General features: G+C 58.9%; 15 protein-coding genes and 1 tRNA gene. 8 read left to right on the top strand and 8 right to left on the bottom strand.

All coding sequences use genetic code 11. The features are described from left to right. Positions 1-111: 111 nt before the first annotated feature. On the top strand, positions 112-912 hold the full coding sequence (locus tag BLS30_RS10355; protein ID WP_090228655.1) for a 2OG-Fe(II) oxygenase: 801 nt from the start codon (positions 112-114) through the stop codon (positions 910-912). A 14-nt stretch (positions 913-926) separates the two neighbouring features. On the opposite strand, the gene BLS30_RS10350 is transcribed toward BLS30_RS10355, so the two are convergent. The 3 genes from BLS30_RS10350 to BLS30_RS10340 form a co-directional block, all read right to left on the bottom strand. Further along, entirely contained in the window at positions 927-1514 is a 588-nt protein-coding gene (locus BLS30_RS10350; RefSeq protein ID WP_046479257.1) for a hypothetical protein, read from the bottom strand. A 103-nt stretch (positions 1515-1617) separates the two neighbouring features. After that, positions 1618-2019 carry a hypothetical protein gene (locus BLS30_RS10345; RefSeq protein ID WP_046479258.1) on the bottom strand — a complete coding sequence of 134 codons (402 nt, stop codon included), beginning with the start codon at positions 2017-2019 and terminating at the stop codon, positions 1618-1620. 73 nt (positions 2020-2092) lie between these two features. Next, entirely contained in the window at positions 2093-3961 is a 1869-nt protein-coding gene (locus BLS30_RS10340; RefSeq protein WP_244512413.1) for an alpha/beta hydrolase, read from the bottom strand. Between the two features lie 276 nt (positions 3962-4237). Between BLS30_RS10340 and meaB the strand changes: the two genes are divergently transcribed. The 3 genes from meaB (at position 4238) to BLS30_RS10325 (ending at position 7314) form a co-directional block, all read left to right on the top strand. Continuing rightward, complete coding sequence (gene meaB / locus BLS30_RS10335) at positions 4238-5239, top strand: methylmalonyl Co-A mutase-associated GTPase MeaB (RefSeq protein WP_046479259.1); 1002 nt, start codon at positions 4238-4240, stop codon at positions 5237-5239. 57 nt (positions 5240-5296) lie between these two features. Beyond that, positions 5297-5914 (top strand): pyroglutamyl-peptidase I, encoded by a 618-nt coding sequence (locus BLS30_RS10330; protein ID WP_046479260.1) that lies wholly within the window; start codon positions 5297-5299, stop codon positions 5912-5914. Positions 5915-5979: 65 nt separating this feature from the next. Continuing rightward, positions 5980-7314, top strand: coding sequence for a TIGR03808 family TAT-translocated repetitive protein (locus BLS30_RS10325; protein ID WP_046479261.1), 1335 nt, complete (start codon positions 5980-5982; stop codon positions 7312-7314). 80 nt (positions 7315-7394) lie between these two features. On the opposite strand, the gene BLS30_RS10320 is transcribed toward BLS30_RS10325, so the two are convergent. Further along, on the bottom strand, positions 7395-8405 hold the full coding sequence (locus BLS30_RS10320; RefSeq protein ID WP_046479262.1) for an asparaginase: 1011 nt from the start codon (positions 8403-8405) through the stop codon (positions 7395-7397). Between the two features lie 321 nt (positions 8406-8726). Between BLS30_RS10320 and BLS30_RS10315 the strand changes: the two genes are divergently transcribed. The 4 genes from BLS30_RS10315 (at position 8727) to BLS30_RS10295 (ending at position 16304) form a co-directional block, all read left to right on the top strand. After that, positions 8727-11042, top strand: coding sequence for a Tex family protein (locus BLS30_RS10315; protein ID WP_090229361.1), 2316 nt, complete (start codon positions 8727-8729; stop codon positions 11040-11042). 188 nt (positions 11043-11230) lie between these two features. Then, positions 11231-12640: a DUF1254 domain-containing protein gene (locus BLS30_RS10310; protein ID WP_090228652.1), complete on the top strand. Its 1410-nt coding sequence runs from the start codon at positions 11231-11233 to the stop codon at positions 12638-12640. Positions 12641-12651: 11 nt separating this feature from the next. Next, positions 12652-13677, top strand: a complete 1026-nt coding sequence (locus tag BLS30_RS10305) for a DUF1254 domain-containing protein (protein ID WP_090229358.1) — start codon at positions 12652-12654, stop codon at positions 13675-13677. Positions 13678-14321: 644 nt separating this feature from the next. After that, a complete protein-coding gene (locus BLS30_RS10295; protein ID WP_046479263.1) occupies positions 14322-16304 on the top strand; it encodes an acyl CoA:acetate/3-ketoacid CoA transferase in 1983 nt (660 codons plus the stop codon). 214 nt (positions 16305-16518) lie between these two features. On the opposite strand, the gene BLS30_RS10290 is transcribed toward BLS30_RS10295, so the two are convergent. The 4 genes from BLS30_RS10290 to BLS30_RS10275 all read right to left on the bottom strand — a co-directional run bounded on the left by BLS30_RS10290 (position 16519) and on the right by BLS30_RS10275 (position 19738). Further along, a tRNA-Gln gene (locus BLS30_RS10290) sits at positions 16519-16593 on the bottom strand. Between the two features lie 167 nt (positions 16594-16760). Beyond that, a complete protein-coding gene (locus BLS30_RS10285) occupies positions 16761-17711 on the bottom strand; it encodes a TIGR02186 family protein (RefSeq protein WP_090228647.1) in 951 nt (316 codons plus the stop codon). Beyond that, positions 17711-18640: a sulfite exporter TauE/SafE family protein gene (locus BLS30_RS10280; protein ID WP_046479264.1), complete on the bottom strand. Its 930-nt coding sequence runs from the start codon at positions 18638-18640 to the stop codon at positions 17711-17713. The genes BLS30_RS10285 and BLS30_RS10280 overlap by 1 nt, the downstream gene beginning before the upstream one ends. A 51-nt stretch (positions 18641-18691) precedes the next feature. Continuing rightward, the gene (locus tag BLS30_RS10275; RefSeq protein WP_046480703.1) at positions 18692-19738 is read right to left on the bottom strand and encodes a 2Fe-2S iron-sulfur cluster-binding protein; all 1047 of its coding nucleotides are present in this window, start codon (positions 19736-19738) and stop codon (positions 18692-18694) included. Positions 19739-19814: the final 76 nt, after the last annotated feature.

Raw genomic sequence — 19814 nt, 5'->3', positions numbered from 1 at the left:
TTGCTGTTGTGAACGCGCCGGAATGATCCGTCTTGAAACCATCGGCAAGGGAACCAATCTGCGCTAGAATGTTTTGAGTGATTTGTTCGCGACTTGAGGAGCCTTAACGTGATGTGGCTTACCCTTGCTGTGGGCTTTCTCTTATTCAGTGCCACTTTGGCCTACCTGCGCTACAGCAGAGTGCAGCTTTATAAGTCGCTGGAATCCGAAACCTCTGCTGTTTCAGAATTCCTCACTGGCGATGTGCTCAACTCCCGAAGCCAAGAACGCCTTCCGTCTTTCGACAGAAGGCTTGTCTACCTTGATGACGTATTGCCAGCCGACCAATTCGCGGCTCTGCGGTCTGAAATCGAGACGCTCGTCGAAACAGAGCGCAGCTATCTGCCCGCGCACAAGAAGGGTGGCACCGTTGCCTACGAGACGTTGATGGTGAAAGCGCCGCGTGTGGTCGCCCTCTACAGATCTCCTGCTCTTTCAAAGCTCGTATCTTCGATCCTAGGCGATACTGCTCGTCCCACACCAATCAACGACCAGAGTTCCTGCTCCATCCTTTTTTATGACCGTCCCGGCGATCATATCGGCTGGCATTACGATCACAATTTCTACCGAGGGCGCCACGTCACCGTTCTCATTCCAATCATCAATCGGAATGCAACGGGCGATGGTCTTTCTGCCGCGCGCCTGGAAGCACGCTTTGGGCGGGACATCGACGTGGTCGAAACTCCACCGAACCGTTTCGTCATGTTCGAAGGGCAGAAGGTCCTGCACCGCGTGACGCCGATCGCCGCCGGAGAACGCCGTGTCATGCTGTCGATGACGTTCGCAACCGACACGCATTCGAGCGTCGCCCAGGGCATCAAACGCCGTATCAAAGACACAGCGTTTTTTGGCCTTCGTGCGCTTTGGACCTAAAGGAGACTCCGATTTTATCGGGGCTCAGTGCCTTGGATGCGATCGTACCAACGGGCTCCCGTCTGCGCTGACGGCTTCGACGCCTTTGGCTCGACCGTCGTCAGCCAGTTCATGGCGTCTGATCCAATGTCGCCTCCCGCAAAAGCCATTTGGGGTCCTGCATCGGTGTAGCATCCGCCGACGCAGACTGCTGCATTGCTCAGAAGCTCTATCATGGGTATTTCGCCGTTGCCCGCTGCTGGTTGGGCGGGACGACGTGGCGTGAGATCAACGACCCCAACGCGTCCGGAGCTACAACCGGCTTCGCACACGACAGCGAAATCGTTGGGGTAGTTTTCAGTCAGAGGGTGACGTTTGAAATGGACTTCGTTTTCTAGTTTGCTTCGCGACCAATCGGCGTAAGGGTCGCTTTCATCCCTATCGCCTGGACCCTTGGCGTTTTGGCTCGCGTCGGGAACCTCAGCCACTGCAAAGTCGCGTTCTGGAAATTTTGAAGCCTTTAGCGCCGGGTCGGCCTTTACAGGCTGAATTCCTGCGCAAAAACTCAAGAAGAAAACGCTTAGAGCCAGCCGCATTGGGCTCGCTGAGAAAACAGAACGCATGAAACTCCCCGCAGTTCGCGTACCGCTCGAGGCACGGCTCCTACGGACTTTGGCATATCCTACTTAACTGACAGTTTATCGGCGTATCGATGCCAAGCAAAAGCTAACGCTTGTGTTCAAAGAACTGCGCGGAACCGGGGCTTGCGTTGATGATGTGAACGTTCCGGTAGTCGGATTCGACTTCTTTCTTCGCTTTTGGTGCTGCGGCCTCTTGCCCCTCGGGAACGGCGAAGCCCGCAATTTCAACTTCTGGCTTGCGATCGGGGAGCGGCGCCTGCATCGGGGCCCAAGACGGTTGTGGTGCAGCTGGTTGCTGAGGCTGTGGCACGCCCCCGAAGTGGCGCGCGACACAGGGGTCGGTGCGCTTCATCAACTCCAATTGCCCGGGCAGAACCGTGACCTGGCTGCCATCTTCGCAGATAAAGGTCTGATTGGCGCGGGCTTTCGTCGCCGCTCCGATCAGTATGAGCGAAAGCAAGGTCAGCGCGCCAATTGCGCGAAACATGGAAGTCCTCCTAACGGGCGTACACTCGCAGGTCTGGTGTTAAACTGCACGACAGCCCGTCGAAACCCATCCCTTATTTCCCCGTGCCGGCTACGTCTGGGACAGCGATGGCCGGATAGCGCCAGTAGGTGCCACGGTCGATGGTTACGCGCTCAAGCGTCGGCACCCGTTTTTCTGGCGGTCGCAGGCCTGATGAGATCAATCTGCCAATATCCTCCAACAGCGCATTGTTCTCAGCGTAGCCGGAGTGGTTGATGCCGATGCTATCCATACTGCTAGCTGTCGCATCGATTGTGTCTACTCCTTCCAGGATAATGGGGCCATCATCGGGCACGTCTCCCGCACGCGGAACACCACCGTTGACGCGGCGGGAAATCTGCAGCGCCTGATCATTAGCAGCCGAATAAAGCGTGATCCCCTCTGCAATCCCCTGGATCGATCCTACGATGTATTCAAAGCTGTCACGGTCGACATCTGGTGCGGCCAATACCAGCTGACTGATTAGAACACCGTCGGGTAGAGAACGCTTGAGATCCTGCAATACACGGAGCAGAAGTTGGTTCCCCATTGAGTGGGCGATGATGCTGACCTTCTTCGCGCCGGTATCGCTGACGACCATTTCAAGGAACTTGCGCAGATAGGGTTCCGCCTGCGCCGTGCTCTCCCGGTCATACGTATAACCTTGAAGCGTACCGCCGGACGGCCAGCTATAGAGGAACGGCGCACCGTCAAACTTCAAATCGTAAGAGATTTGAGCGGTACGGAAGATGGCGTTCTCGAAGGTCGTTTTATAGCCGTGCACGAAAACAAGAGCGTGGTCCTTGAAGCGCGTTGACCCAGCAAGGCGCATACGCACGAGATCCAGAAATTCTTCACGGGTGAGCGCCTTCAACTCCTTGATCGTGAAATGCTCTTTGGGGTCTTCTTCTGCTTCGTACAGAGTGACGTTGATGTAGGGAATACGGATGGCCCACGGCCGCTCGACCATCGGCACGACGTGATCCTTGGGGATCGTAACAAGCGCACGTCCCAACTCGAGACGTCGCCCCCGCTGCCAGTCGTAGCTAATCTTTTCCGTGGCCTCAGTGTTTGTACTTTTCCGTTCGCGATCGGTTCCGTAGAAAACGGGAACAACACTCCAATCCTCGTTTTCAGATTCCGTTGCCGACTCACTCGGTACAACGGCCATTTCAGCTTCTGGAGCAGCCATCTCCGTTTCGGGAGGGGGGGCAATTTGCGGTGCCGCCGTCGGCGCCGTCGCACTGGGAGGAGGCACGGCGGATGGCTGAAATTCCGGTCGGGCAGGTCTCGCCATTTTAGCACCAGGTGGTGCTCCTGATGCTTCAGGCCTACGGAAACTGCGGCTATATGATTTCTTCTGAGAACTTTCGCCCGTTGCTCGAGATCCGCGTGTCGCACCGCCAATTTCCGGAAGTTGGGTAAGTCCACCGGAGGAAGGCGCGGCCCCTGCACTGGGCTCTCTGCGCTCTTGTTCAAGTACTTCGCTTGATTGCGCCGTCGCGCCTTTTTCCGCCGCACCGCGCTCCATCTCCTCCTTCCTTTCTGCGGCCAGTTCCCCAATCCGGCGCCCGGCTTCCTCTTCTACGCGACGCGCCTCTGCGCGCGCTGCCTTTTCCTGAGCGGAAGCGGTAGCTGTGTCTTTCTCCGGTTCTACGCCTTCCGGTTTGGCAGCCTGCTTTTTCTCCGCAACTTCTGGCGTCTGCTGCGTGGGTGCCGCGACTTCTGGAAGTGGCGCGCGGAGCTCCATCTCGCTTGCTAAGAACAACAGTGCGAGGGAGACGAGAGAGGCGGTGCCAACAACAATTCTTGTTGCGATGCGTGCCATGGGAGGCGCGCGGCGGACAGCCCACCAAACCATGGCGCACAGAAAAAATACTGCGACGCCTAGCGCGATCATCGTGGTTGGAGAGAAATCCGACATCTGCAATGCTCCTCGGCGCCGGAAAATCCGATCGGCGCTTCGTCGTTAATACGTTTCGCGTGCGGCACCCTGATCCCAATACAGGCCATTTGACATGGTGACACGGGCCCTTTCTTGACTGAAACAGCCTTGGTAAGAGAACCGGGCGGTTTCGGGGCGTGGCGCGGCTCGTATGCATCACATTGTACACGAAGCGTCGCGCCTGATGCCGGGGTCACCGGTCCCTTGAGCCGCAGATCAAGGAAACGCAATGCAAGGTCATGGAAGGCCGTAGGAATGTTGAACCAGACGGCCAAGAGCCAGCCCAGCGCTGAACAATTTGCCGAAGGCGTCGCCGCAGGTGATCGCGCTATGCTGGCGCGCACCATCACGCTGATTGAAAGCACCAAGGCTGAACATCAAGCTCTCGCGCAACGGGTGCTGCAGCTTTTGCTGCCTCGCACCGGCGGTGCCGTCCGGCTTGGCATCACTGGTGTGCCGGGTGTGGGTAAGTCGACCACCATCGACCAACTGGGCATGAACCTCGTTAATAGCGGGCTGAAAGTCGCGGTGCTCGCGGTCGATCCGACGTCGCGGCGAACCGGGGGCTCCATCCTTGGCGACAAGACCCGCATGAGCCAGCTTGCGCAGAGCTCACAGGCCTTCATCCGACCGTCGCCGTCCTCGGGCACGCTGGGGGGCGTTACGCGCAAGACCCGTGAAACAATGGCTGTGGTCGAAGCGGCCGGCTTCGATGTCGTGATCGTCGAGACGGTGGGTGTCGGACAATCCGAAACCGCCGTTGCCGATATGGTCGACTTCTTCCTCGTGCTGTTGCTGGCCGGTGGTGGCGATGATCTGCAGGGGATCAAGAAGGGCATCATCGAGATTGCGGACATGATCGCGATCAACAAGGCCGATGGCGACAACGTGTTGCGCGCGAAGAATGCCGCTGCCGAATACCGCAACGCACTGCATATCCTCGCGCCGCAATCGACGACATGGTCGCCGCCGGTTCTTACGATTTCAGGCGCCACGAACAATGGTCTTGATGAACTGTGGGACAAAATCAAACAACATCGCGAATTGACGACGGCTTCCGGTGAGTTCGCCGAGCGGCGCCGTCATCAGGCTGTTGGCTGGATGCGTGACATGCTGGAAGCGCGGCTGATGGGAGCATTGCACTCCAATGCGAAGGTCGCTGCTGAGCTGCCTCAGATCGAAGCTGATGTTCGCAATGGACAACTGCTGCCAACGCTCGCTGTTGACCGGATCATGGCGCTGATGGGCATGTCCTGAGCCAATAGAGCCGTTCGGTAGCTTGTGAGTCTGCCCAAGCGGACTAAGTTTGCGAGAATGACCCAGATAGCGACGGCTCGCGTGCTCATTACCGGTTTCGGTTCGTTTCCAGGTGTACCTGAAAACGCCTCCGCGGTCGTTGTAGAGCGGTTGGCGCTCTCGATCGCAGCACTTCCAGGCGTGCGGCTGACTTGGCGTATCCTCCCCGTCGATTGGGAGGTTGCTCCCCGACAGGTCGCTGAATTGATTGCAGACGAAAATCCGCAAGTCATTTTGCATTTCGGGGTGTCACGCCGCGCGGAGGGGCTTGTTATTGAAACCCTCGCTCGCAATCATTGCCACAGCAGCGTTGATATCTGCGGGAGCTTTCCGTTGGCCCCGAAAATTGCGGCCGACGCGCCGGATGCGCTCCCTTCGACCTTTCCGGCGGCCTCCATCGTCGATCGGCTCCGCGCGGAGGGGTTTCCCGCGCAGCTCTCCGAGGATGCGGGCGGCTATCTGTGCAATAACGTGTTGTATACCTCGCTCAACCGTCTATCTGGAAACAACAGTTGCATCGGCTTTGTTCACCTTCCGGTCGACCTCAGCGGCAAGAACGGCAGGCTTTCCGTAGACGACATCGTTAACGGTGGCGTTGCGATCCTGCAGACTTGCCTCGAGGAGAGGGGCTTCTGAGGGTTTTATGGCCCGCTGTTTGCATGCTCATCCACGACTGATCATGACCGCGGAGCCGCTTCCCTATGGATTTCAATCGCAGAGCCGTTCTGGCGACGAGTACCGGCCTTGCCTTCGCTCTTGGCGCCACCTCGGTTGCCGCGCGCCCGACACAAGCGGCTGCCGTCGATGACGGATCTGCGCTCAAGTTGCGGTCCGGCTCCGCCCGAGATCAAGCCGCTGTTCTACAAGATGCAATCGACGTCGCGTACGCCGCGGGTCGCCCTGTCCTGCTTCCCGCTGGTCGCTTTGTCGTAGGCGGGCTGGAATTGAGAGACGGCACGCGGCTGATTGGAGCTCACGGCACGACGGCGCTCGTGGGCGCTAACGCCGAGAGCATCATCTCCGCACGCAACGTATCGAATATTGTCATTGAGGGGATACGGCTTGAGGGCAGTGGACAGGTTCAACACGTCGTATCGCTGGAGGACTGTCAGAACATACGGCTCGAAAATCTGGAGATTCAGGGAGCTTCAGGCTCAGCGCTTCGTGTTCGGGCCTGTGCGGGCCGCATTGAAGGTTGCATGATCTCAGAAATCGGCGCCGTCGGCATTTTCGCTTTGGATTCCGCGGGGCTTGAAATCACCCGAAACACCATTGCCCATTGCGGCAATAACGGCATTCAAGTTTGGCGCTCGCATGCGGGCGATGACAGCACGATGGTCTCCGGCAATCGCATCTCACACGTTACGGCCAGAGACGGTGGCGACGGGCCGAACGGCAACGGCATCAACGTCTTTCGCGCAAACAACGTGACTGTCGCCAACAACAAGATCAGCGATTGCGCGTTTTCCGCTGTACGGGGCAACGCCGCGTCGAACATTCAGATTGTCGGCAATACGTGCCAAAGGCTCGGCGAGGTCGCGCTTTACGCGGAGTTTGGCTTTGAAGGCGCGGTGATTTCGCAGAACCTCGTGGATACGGCGGCCACCGGTATCGCCGTCACCAACTTCAATGAGGGCGGACGGCTTGCGGTGGTGCAGGGCAATCTTGTGCGCAATCTATTCCGGCGTGAGCACGAGCCGGTCGACAAACGCGGCGAGGGCATCACCGTCGAGGCCGACGCGACCGTAACGGGCAATACGATCGAGGAGGCGGCGACCGCTGGTCTCGCAATCGGCTGGGGTGCTTACATGCGCAACGTCTCGGCGACGGGGAACGTAATCCGGGAGGCGAGCGTCGGCATCATGATTTCCGCAGACAAAGACGCCGGAGCCTGCCTTGTTTCCGGCAACATGATTTCAGGCTCGCGAAACGGGGCGATCCGCGCAATGGATCATGGCCGTGTGATCGGACCAGATCTTTCGACAACGACCACGCAAACGGGGCGCGTGTCGATCTTCGGCAATCTGGCCGTCTAGGGGCTTTGTTTGGTTGTGCTTCTTATCGGAAAACGTGTGTCCACTTTTCCGGAAGCACTTCGATTTGCCTGCTCGTGCTTCTAGATCTTCAACTGATCAAAGGCGCGCTCCAGCGCGGGGGCTGTGCGGATCGTTCCAACTTCAGCGCCCCGCCAGCTCTTCAAGACATTGCGCTGCATCAGGTCGGGCGTCTCGGGAATGACGCGTTCGACGAGCGCCAATGCCGTACCGGCTGACGCGCGTGTCGTGCCATCGTCGATCTTCAAAGCAAACCCTAGCCCAAGCTCAGGGAAGCCGCCGCAATACACACCTTCGGCGCCTGTCTTCATAAAGACACGTCCGGAGAGCTTGCGCATGACGACGCTATCGGCCCGCCCGGGACCTGCGACCAGTTCAGGTTCGCTCCAGCAGGCCGACATGATCGTACGAAAGGCCGAGGCGCGCTCGGAGGACAGACCTTCTCCCGTCACCAGCCGCGCAAACATGCCGGCCAAGGTCGACAGTGGCAGGGCCCAGTTCGGAACCGAACAACCATCGATTCCCATGACATCATTGCCCAGCGGAAGGTCGCTCATGCTTGCCATGATCTCGTGCACGCGTTTCTGTACGGGATGTTCCGGCAGCCAGTATCCGGTTATGTCCTCTCCGAGATGCTTTGCGGTCGCGAGCATGCCTGCATGCTTGCCCGAGCAGTTGTTATGCAGCTGATTTGGTTCGTTGCCTGATCGCCAAAGGGCTTTGGCGGCGGATGCGCCAAGCGGTGAATGCACGCCGCACCCAAGCGCATCCTCCCCCAGGCTGATCTTCTTCAGCATCGCGGCCGCCAGGCTGGCGTGACGCTCACTGCCGACATGGGACGCGCAGGCCAGAGCAATATCGGCGGCATCGAAGCCATAGTGTTCCGCCGCCCCCGATTCTATCAACGGCAGACACTGGATCGACTTGATGGATGAGCGTGGAAATACGGGACGTGTCACGTTCCCCAGGCTCAGGGCCAGGCTCTGATCCGTGCGGGCGATGGCCAACGCACCCGTGTGCGTGCTCTCGATCAAGGCACCACGGGTGACCTCGATCAGGATGGGATTGCTCATTGATGCCTCAACACTTTGAACGGCCGCTCGTGACATGGCAGGCTCATTTTGCCCGCAAACTCGCAATTCTCCGGGCCATGTCAAATGTTTTTGCCCCGTTCTAGGCCTTTCGCACTACGGCCAGACCGCCAATTTCTTGGTCAGGGACACTAAACCCCATTTTTGCTTCCGCCAGACCCGCTTATGTTCCGCGTCCGCGTGCCATCGATTCGGCTATATGAGCGCACCATTGTCGTGCCGCGGCCAGCCCCTATTTGGATCTAGGGATAACCGCGCTACTCCTTCGCGATCTCTCGTCGTTTGCTTGTTAAGGGACAGCTCTTGAACGCTATTAATGCCCGTATCGCCAAAGAACTGGATGTTCAACTTGCCCAAGTCACCGCAGCCGTCGACCTGCTCGGCGAAGGGGCGACTGTGCCATTTATCGCACGTTACCGGAAAGAGAAGACCGGCGGTCTCGACGACACGCAATTGCGCAAGCTTGAGGAACGCCTCGGTTATCTCACTGAGCTAGAGCAACGCCGGGCAACCGTGCTGAAAAGCATTACAGAGCAAGACAAGCTGACGCCCGAGCTTGAGCGCTCAATCCGCGCTGCGGAAAGTAAGGTCGAGCTGGAGGACCTTTATGCGCCCTTCAAGCCCAAGCGGCGCACGAAAGCCCAGATTGCACGCGAGGCGGGGCTTGAGCCTCTCGCCGACATGCTTATCAACGATCCAACACGCGATCCCTCGCAGGAAGCCACGAAATTCATCAACGCTGAACAGGGCGTCGTGGACGCCAAGGGCGCGCTCGATGGCGCGCGCGCTATTCTGATCGAACGCATTGCCGAAGACGCCGCGCTTGTGGGCGATTTGCGACAATGGCTGTGGAGCAACGGCGTTCTCACTTCGAAGGTCATCAAGGGCAAACAGGACGAGGGCGCCAAGTTCTCGGACTACTTCGATTTCAGCCAGCCTGTCCGTGACGTTCCTTCCCACAGAGCGCTGGCCCTTTTACGCGGTCAGAATGAGGGATTTCTCAGCCTTAACCTCGACGTTTCTGTCGAAGGGCGACAGCCCCACCCGGCGGACATGAAGATTAGGGCGGCGGCCAACATCGCCGACCGGAACCGTCCCGCTGATAGCTGGCTTGTCGAGACGGCCCGCCTCACCTGGAAGAAGCTACACGGCTCGCTTTCCACGGACCTGATGGTGCGACTGAAAGAAGATGCCGACACTGCCGCTATCGGAGTTTTCAAGTCCAACCTCAAGGATTTGCTCCTTGCTGCGCCTGCCGGCGCGCGGGTGACGATGGGGCTGGACCCCGGCATTCGCACGGGCGTCAAAGTTGCCGTCGTCGATCATACGGGCAAGCTGCTCGATACGGCCACGATCTATCCGCACGAGCCCCGCAACGATTGGGCTGGCTCTCTGGCGGTGCTCGCGGCGCTTTGCGCCAAACACAAAGGCAATCTCATCGCGATTGGAAACGGCACGGCCAGCCGGGAGACCGATAAGCTTGTCGGCGACCTGATGAAGAAACATGCGGAGCTCAAGCTCGCAAAAATCATGGTCTCGGAAGCTGGCGCGTCGGTTTATTCGGCATCCGAACTCGCTAGCCAAGAATTTCCCAATCTCGACGTGTCCCTGCGCGGCGCGGTCTCCATTGCGCGGCGACTGCAGGATCCGCTGGCGGAACTGGTCAAGATCGAGCCCAAGGCTATCGGCGTCGGCCAGTATCAGCACGACGTCAATCAGACCGCGCTTGGCCGCTCGCTCGACGCTGTCGTCGAGGATTGCGTGAACTCGGTGGGCGTCGACGTCAACATGGCCTCTGCTCCTTTGTTGGCGCGCGTTGCCGGTCTCAATGCCACCATCGCGCAAAACATCGTGCTGCACCGGAACGAGAATGGCGCCTTCAAGAAGCGCTCCGAGATCAAGAAAGTGGCGCGGCTCGGGCCCAAGGCCTTTGAACAAGCGGCCGGGTTCCTGCGCATCATGAACGGCGCGAACCCGCTCGACGCCTCTGCTGTTCACCCCGAGGCCTATGCCGTCGTGGAGCGGATCGCTGAGACGACCAAGCGGCCCCTCAAAGCCATGATCGGCGACGGCGCATTCCTGAAGTCTCTCGATCCCAAACAATTTGCTGACGAGCGCTTCGGTACGCCGACTGTCATCGACATCCTCTCGGAACTTGAAAAGCCGGGGCGCGATCCACGGCCAGAATTCAAAACCGCCGAATTCAAGGAAGGTGTCGAGAAAATCGCCGACTTGCGCCCGGGCATGGCTCTTGAGGGCGTCGTGACGAACGTCGCGGCCTTCGGTGCATTCGTCGATATCGGCGTGCATCAGGACGGGCTCGTGCACATCTCGGAATTGGCCGACCGGTTCGTGAAGGACCCGCGCGAGGTGGTGAAAGCGGGTGATGTCGTGCGCGTACGGGTAAAGGACGTCGATGTCGACCGCAAACGCATCGCGCTTACCATGAAGTCTGGTGCAATCGATGGGACATCGTCAGGACCGTCCTCGCAGGCGGGCCGTGATACGTCGCGAGGCGCGCAGCGCTCAACCTCACGGCCCCCGCAGACCGCTCCCTCCGGCGGCGAATCCGCATTTGCCGCTGCGTTCAAGCGTGCGCAGGGGCAGGAGAAGGGGTGAGGGGTGGCGGCGCGCTCTGCTCAGTTATGGCGGATCTTTCAGGGTTAAAGCGGACTTCATAATCCGTCGCCGCAAATTCTGCCTTTGCCCCAAGGCGGCTGTTGCTGGGTCTTTTAGATGCGGCGATGGCCATGTATTGGGGATTGTTCTAGGTTGGAAATTGCAACCGAACGGAGGGAAGTCGCGGGATGCAAAAAATGGTCCGCCGCATCTTTGGAGCCAGTCTGGTCTTCGGGGCATTGGTATTCACCGGCTCGGCGCTGAGCCAGACGATTTCGCCGAAGGAAACGCGGGCCATTGCAAAGGAGGCCTACACCTGGGGCTTCCCGCTGGTCGACAGCTACCGCATCCAGTATTCGTATTTCGTCGACAATGGCGGCGCTGAATTCAAGGCGCCCTGGAATACGATCTATAACAACGCCCGGGTCTACACACCCGAGGACAAGGCGATCCAGACACCTAATTCCGATACACCGTATTCCTATGTCGGCGCTGACCTTCGCGCCGAGCCTATCGTCCTGACCGTCCCGGCTGTCGAGGAGGCGCGTTACTACTCGCTGCAGTTCATCGATATGTACACCTTCAACTTTGCCTACGTAGGCAGCCGCGCGACCGGTAATGAGGCCGGTAGCTTTCTGCTGTCGGGGCCGAACTGGAGCGGCGAGACACCGTCGGGCATCAAGGCAGTCATCCGATCCGAGACGGACTTCGCCTTTATCCTGTACCGCACCCAGCTTTTCAGTCTGGAGGACATCGGCAGCGTCGAGAAGATCCAGGCGGGGTACAAGGTTGAGCCGCTCTCGGTCTTTGTCGGTGGGTCCGCGCCCCCGGCGGCACCCGCAATCGATTTTCCAAAGCCCATCTTGGCCGAAGAGGAAAAGTCCTCGCTCGCCTTCTTCAACCAGCTCAACTTCATCCTGCAGTTCTGCCCCACCAACCCCGCCGAAGTGGAGCTTCGGAAGCGCTTTGCCAAGATTGGCATCGAGCCTGGCAAGGCATTTGATGCGGCAGCGCTCTCGCCTGAGATGCGGAAGGCGATCGAGGACGGGATGGCGGACGCCTGGGCGGAGTTCGAGAGCTACAAGAAGAACGAGATCGACACCGGAAAAGTGTCGAGCGCCGATGGTTTCGGCACCCGCGCGTTCCTCGACGGCCGCTATCTCGATCGCATGGCAAGCGCTGTGCTCGGAATCTACGGCAACTCGAAGGAGGAGGCTCTTTATCCGGCCTACTTCGTCGATGCCGGCGGTCAGCCTCTCGCCGGATCCGATCGATACACGATCCGCTTTACACCCGGCGAGCTGCCGCCGGTGAACGCCTTTTGGTCGCTCACGCTATACGAGCTTCCCGCAAGCTTGCTCTACGCGAACCCGATCAACCGCTACTTGATCAACTCGCCGATGCTTCCGAGCCTTAAAACGGATGCTGACGGCGGATATACTCTCTACGTGCAACACGAGTCTCCCGGCACGAGCGAGGAATCGAACTGGCTTCCCGCTCCCGCGGGGCAATTCTTCTTGGTAATGCGGCTCTACTGGCCGAAGCAGGAAGCGCTCGACGGTGCGTGGAAAACCCCGCCGCTCCAGCCGGCAAACTGAAGGAGTCTGAAGTGAAACGGAACATATACATCGCCGTGCTCGGCGCCGCTGCGCTTCTTGCTCTGCCTGCGGCGGCAGCGGAAGACGAACCAATTCCCGTCAGTGTCGATAACTTTGCCCGGGCCGAATCGGACCTTTATTTCAGCAACGTGGTGAAGGAGGATGGCTTCGGGCAATTGACGCACCGCCGCGAGCCAGCCGACATCGACAATCAGTCCGTCATCCGGCTCAATCGCGATACTCTCTATTCCTCCGCAGTGTTCGATCTCGACGCCGGGTCGGTCACCGTTACCATGCCCGATGCCGGCAGCCGCTTCATGTCGCTCATGGTACTGACCGAAGATCACTATGTGCCGATGGTTCACTACGGCGCCGGGCCGGTGACGCTTGAAAAGGAAACAGTCGGCACCCGATACGCTGTCATCGCCATCCGGACGGTGGTCAATCCCTCAGACCAGGAAGACGTTAAAACTGTCCACGCGCTTCAGGATGCGATCAAGATCGATCAGGCGAGCCGCGGCAGCTTCGAGATCCCGAACTGGGATCAGGCCAGCCAGAAGAAAGTACGCGATGCGCTTCTGATTCTTCAGTCGACGCTTCCCGATTTCAAAAAGGCCTTCGGTTCCAGGGAAGAAGTCGATCCAATCCGGCATCTGCTGGGCACGGCCGCAGGGTGGGGCGGCAACCCGGACAAGGATGCTTTCTATCTAAACGTCACGCCCGACGGGAACGACGGCAATACCGTCTACAAGCTACAGGTGGGGGATGTGCCAGTGGACGGGTTCTGGTCGGTGAGCCTTTACAATGGGGACGGCTACTTCGAGAAGAACCACTACGACGCATATTCGGTCAACAACATCACCGCCGAGAAGAACGACGACGGGACGATCGAGATTCAGTTTGGCGGCTGCGACGGAAAGATCCCCAACTGCCTGCCGATTATGAAGGGCTGGAACTACACTGTTCGCCTCTATCGGCCGCGCGCTGAGATTCTGGACGGCTCCTGGACCTTCCCGGAGCCGCAGCCAGGCGGTTGAGATGTTATCGATCCACTGGCCGCGCCAACCTTTCGCGGATGAGCAGGCCCCCAGCCGATGGCCGCTTATGGCGCAAAGCGGACCGCGGCTCCGCTACATGAATCCGACGCTGCTGGTAAGATCCGATTTCTCGCCGTTTGTCGTCACGGATCGGAGCGGCTCTTTACACCGCCAATTGACGATCCTCTTGGGCCAGGCCGCCATAGTCCCGGGCACTTGCAGCAGCCTCATGCACGACGACATAGGTGGCGACAGGCAGGCCGGTACCGCGCACGCTTCTCAAAAGGTCGTTTGCTGCCTTTACGAAGCGTGCCTTCTCAACGCGGACATAGAGCCCCAGCAGAGACGGTTTGACCTCTGGCGTCCGCCCACAACCCTGGCATGTGGCATACCACTAAAGGCGTAGTTTTTCGCAACTGCTACGCGAAACCGCACTCCATCAGAGCACAGACATGATCTATTCTTGGCGTCCGTTTCATCGGCCTCGTCATCCTGCCCGGATGACAAGCGCCGTTAAAACGGACAGCGACGTATTATGCGGCGTTGGAAAAAATGGGCGCTTGATCGGCTGCTAAAGACAAACGCGCGCGCCCTATAAAAAACGACCGCCGTGCCGACAGGTTGTGTCAGGGGAAACGCGAACAGTGTTGAAAAACAAGGTTATTACTGCTGAAGACGCCATTGCTCTGATCAACGACAACGATGTGGTGACCACCACCGGGTTCGTGCAGAGCTGCATTCCCGAAGCGCTGCATGCAGCGCTTGAAAACCGCTTTGTGCGTAGCGGCGGTCCACGCGGCCTCACCCTCATCATGTGCGCGGGCGCCGGAGACAGCAAAGGTCTCGGCACCGGCCGCCTGCACCACGAAGGGCTTTTGTCGCGCGTCATCGCGGCAAACTTCGGCCGCATGCCGAAGGTCGCGGAGGCCGCCCAGAACAACAAGATCCAAGCCTATAATCTGCCGCAAGGGATCATCGCCAAGCTTTACCGCTCGTGTGCTGCAGGTTCGCCCGGTCTCTTCTCCAAGGTCGGGCTGCACACCTACGTCGATCCGCGCCTTGGCGGCGGTAAGGTCAATGACGTAACGACTGAGGACATCGTCAATTTGATCGAGGTCGCCGGACAGGAGTGGCTCTTCTATAAGGCGACGCCCATCAACGTGGCCTTGATCCGTGCCACCAGCGCCGACCCCTCCGGCAACCTGAGCATGGAGAAGGAGGCCCTGACGCTCGACGTTCTCGCCCAGGCCATGGCTGCGCACAACAATGGTGGCCTCGTCATCGCGCAGGTTGAACGCATTGTCGCCGAAGGTTCGCTCAAGCCGAAGGATGTCAAGGTTCCCGGCGTTCTCGTGGATTGTGTCGTCGTCGCCGATCCGCCCGAGATGCACCGCATGAACTACGGGGTTGTTTACAATCCCGCACTCTCCGGCGAAACCCGCGTCCCCGTCGAGAACATGGCCAGGATGCCTCTCAATGAGCGCAAGATCATTGCCCGGCGTGCCGCGTTCGAGCTGCCGCCGAACGGTGTCATCAACCTCGGCGTTGGTGCACCTGATGGCGTCGCGTCGGTCGCCAACGAGGAAAAGGTCACCCCCTATATCGTCATGACGACGGAAGCCGGCGCTGTCGGCGGCGTGCTTGCCGGCGGCTCAAGCTTCGGCTCTGCGGCCAACGCGCATGCAGTCATCGACCAGAACCAGATGTTTGACTTCTATCACGGGGGCGGTCTGGACCTCACGTGTCTCGGCATGGCCGAATGCAGTGAGAGCGGAAACGTCAACACGAGCCGTTTCGGCGGCCGTCTGAACGGCTGTGGCGGCTTTATCGACATCTCGCAGAACTCCCGTGCTGTCGTGTTTGCAGGGACGTTTACGGCGGGCGGCCTGAAGATCGCGATCGAGGACGGCAAGCTGCGCATCCTGCAAGAGGGGCGCGCGCAGAAGTTCGTAAAGCGAGTCGAGCAAATCACGTTCTCTGGCACCTACGCCGCAATGCGCGCACAGCCCGTGCTCTATGTTACGGAACGCTGCGTCTTCCGACTCACGCTCGAAGGGTTGGAACTCATCGAAGTCGCACCAGGCATCGACATCGACAAAGACATCCTGCCTCACATGGCGTTCACGCCCGTGATCAAAGCGCCGATCCTAATGAACGCGCGCATCTTCCGGGATGAGCCGATGGAATTGTTGGCGGAGCTCACCAACAGGAACCTGCCCGAACGGGTCAGTTACGATAAAGCCCGGAATATCCTGTTCCTCAACCTTGAGGGCTGGGCCATGCGCAAGCAGAGCGATCTGGCCGACCTCAGGCAGGTTCTGGTGGATGGGTGCGAGAAGGCGGGCAAGCGGGTTAATGCCGTCGTCAATCAGGATGGCTGCCGCATCGCGGACGACCTGCAAGATGATTATGCCGAGCTCGTCGATTTCATGATGAAGCGCTACTACGCGACCATGGCGCGCTATACCACGAGCGCGTTCATGCATCTCAAGATGCAGGATGCCGTATCCAAGCGCGGACTGCAGCCTCATATCTTCGAGAGTGGCGATGAAGCTCACGCCGCAAAGTCACCCGCCGGTCTTGAAGACGATTGGGATGGGCTCGTGAATTGGAAGGCTAAGGGGTAGGTCGCGAGGTGTTAGCTGGATCGCGGAGATTGCCCTGGCCGTCTCCGCATCCCCTGCCTCGGCACTGTGCGCAAAGCAGACAGAGCGGCAACGTCTGACGCCCTGTCACTCTTCATCCGTACGCGTGGCGTGAACAGCTGTGCAGGTTGGGGATGGCTGCCTGAAAGCGCTTTGGGAATGCGCGGCGCAGACGGTCGGGACCGACTGCAAATATTGGCTGGGGCGCCAGGATTCGAACCTGGGAATGGCGGTACCAAAAACCGCTGCCTTACCACTTGGCTACGCCCCATCAGACCGGATGGTCTTTTACAGCGTTTTCGCCGGGTTTCAAGTGCGGCAAACGCGAGGCTGGGCGCTAAAAAAGGGGAGAACTCCCAGCCTGTACTTCGTGTCGCACCTTGGCAGGCCCTTCGGCCGGCCCGCCAAGATGAAACCAATCAACTCGCCTGTGGCTTGTTAGTGACCCGACTTGCGGAAGACCATAGATGCGCCGATTCCTGCGGCGGCAGCCAGGGCAACGGCGAGTATGCCATACAAAAGCTGATGCGAGAATGCGAGCTGGTGCATGAGACGCATAAGGCCTTGGCGTTCCATCCTGATCTTTGAGGTATAGCTCGCCAGCATTTCCTCATCGCGGATCAAGTAGACACGAGCGATGAGATTGCCCACCAGAACGCTCGGCGGCAGATCGATCGTTGAGCGGAAAAGTACGCGCCCGTTGAAGGTGACGCTGTTTTCACGCTCAACATACAGGCCGTTTTTCTTTTTCAACCGCAGCAATGCTTCCGCATACCCTTTCCTCTCAGCCGCCGACAAGGCGCCGGCTCCGTTCGACGGGCTGCTGAGTAGGTTCTCGATGCCGATATTATGCTTGCTATAAAATGCACTTCCCGCGATCTCCGCTAGCGGGCGTGACGACTGAAGTGCATAGAAGCTAGGAACATCTTTAAAGCTCGCGGATTCCGTATTGATCCACATGCCCGCGACGTTGTTCTTTTTACGCAGGACGACCTGTTCGTCCCGGCCCTGAATGGCCACGACGACATCATAGGGCGCGTTGCCAATACGGGAGAAGTTGGAGTCGTCAATGGCACCGAACAGAACGATCTCCGCGCCATGGAAGGATGACGTCACAGCGACACTGCGAGCCGCGACATCGGCTTCCACGGAGATGCCTTCCACGTAGCTGCGCTGGACACCACGGGCAGCTTCAGTCGTGTCGCTGACCGCCGCTGGGGAGGTAGAAGGTTGGCTGACATTGGCGCGGTTCTGGGACCACCAGAAATAGAAGGCAGCTGCAAGAGCAGTCGCCCCCAGAACAAAGCCAACGACAGCATAAATCGCATAGCGGGAGAACGGGCGTCGCTCCGCTTCCAATCCGCTTGCCATATTCTGTGCCCGTTGCATCAGTGTCCCCCTCCGGCAATACCGCTCAGTGAGTAGAGCTCTTCCGGCGGGATAAAGAGATCCCAGCCCATACGGACACCCACAAGCAGCACGAGGCCCGCCAACAAGAAGCGAAGCTGTTCGCCCTTGAGCTTCTCGCCGGCCACCGCGCCGAACTGCGCGCCGATCACACCACCCGCCATCAGAAGCAGAGCCAGAACGATGTCGACGTTCATGTTGGTGATGGCGTGCAAGATGGTTGTCGCAGCCGTCACGAACACGACCTGAAAGAGTGAAGTGCCCACAACGACCGAGGTCGGCATCCGCAGCAGATAGATCATCGCGGGAACGATGATGAAACCGCCACCAACGCCCATGATTGCAGACATGAATCCGACAAGGATACCGATGAGCAGCGGTGGCACCGCGCTGATGTACAGCTTCGATCTATGGAAGCGGATCTTGTAAGGCAGGCCGTGGATCCAGCTGTGCTGGCCCGGACGACGGGCGGAAACCTGTTTGCCCGCCTTAGCTTTTCGCATCGTGTTGAGGCTTTCGATCAGCATCAACGAGCCGATTAGGCCTAGAAACACAACGTATACGATCGAAACGAGTAATTCGAACTGGCCCTGAGCACGCAGGATCTTGACGACCTGTACGCCGACCATCGAACCCATGATACCGCCGACCAGCAAGATGACGCCCATCTTGATGTCGACATTCTTGCGTCGGTACTGGGCAATTGCACCAGATGCCGATGACGCCACGATCTGTGCGGCTTCCGTTCCAACAGCCACAGCCGGAGGAATTCCGGAAAAGATCAGAAGCGGGGTCATCAAGAACCCGCCTCCAACTCCAAACATTCCAGAAAGAAAACCGACTGCGCCCCCCATACCCAAGAACACAAATATGTTCGCGGACATCTCGGCGATAGGCAGATAAATGTTCATGTCAGCTGGTCAATCTCGATCCCCGACAACGAGTACGCAGCCTCCCCACGACTATGCGAACTTGTCGTAACGTATTGATTGCGGCGGTAGCCGCGCCTCTGTAAGCAATAATCTTAGTGCCCCGTCAACCATGGGTGGCGGTCCGGCAACATAGCCCATTGCATTGTCGCCATAACGCCCTTCCATGGCCCGCTTCGCTGCCTCATGGACAAATCCACCATCCAGGCGAACCTGCGGGAATTCAGGATGCGTCGGAGAAGCGGGGGCCTCATCCGACAGCGCCAAGGTTACTTCCAGAGCTCCTTGCGCCTTATCGACGTAATCGGCAAGCTCCTTGACGTAGAAACCATCGGCAAGCGTACGGACCCCGAAGAATATATATCCCTTATGCTTCCGGAAATGCTCCGTTAGTGTTGCCCGCTCGAGAATGGACATAATCCCGGCGATCCCCGACCCGCCAGCGATGCCGATGAAGTCCTTCTGGTCTTCCGGACCGAAGGTTGCAGCTCCTAAGGGTCCAAAAATCTTGAGCTCCTTGCCCACCAACTCGTTGGCAAACAGCCATTCGGAGAATCCACCGCCCGGCTTACGCTTCACGACAAACGACAACTCGTTCGTCCCTTCCACGTAATTGACCATTGAATACGCCCGGCCACCGAGAACATCTGGCGTCTCGACCACAGCGAACTGGCCGGCCTTGAAGGTCATGGGACTCGAAAGCGTAAGGTCAAAGTGGATTACATCCGCCGTAAGCTGACGGGCCGCAGCGATACGCGCGACACGCCATTTAGGGGCAGCGCTCAGATCGGTTGCTTGCGTAACGTTCGCCGGCACCCGCAGCACGCAATCGCTGTTGGCGCGCGCCTGGCACATCAAGACGTCACCCTTGTCGCGCTTGAGCTTCGCAGCGCCGGGCGCTTCCGGCCAAGCCATCTCCACCGAACCATCCATGACACGAGCGCGGCAGCTTCCGCACGTGCCGGTCGCACATTCGTAAGGAAGGCTGAGCCCGGCAGACAGGCCCGAGAAAAGTATGGGTTCAGAGCAGTCACCTGTGTAGGTGAAGACGCCCGATTTTGTTTCCAGTTTTATTTTCATTGGCCATCCAGCACTTGTAAAAGTGGGAAGCGGAAGAAAAGGCTTGAGCACGCACGCAGCGCGCTGTCCCTCAAGC

The sequence above is a fragment of the Filomicrobium insigne genome, from assembly GCF_900104305.1.
GTDB lineage: Bacteria > Pseudomonadota > Alphaproteobacteria > Rhizobiales > Hyphomicrobiaceae > Filomicrobium > Filomicrobium insigne.
Note: the sequence above shows the minus strand (reverse complement) of the source record. Positions and strands in the feature narration are given on the sequence as shown.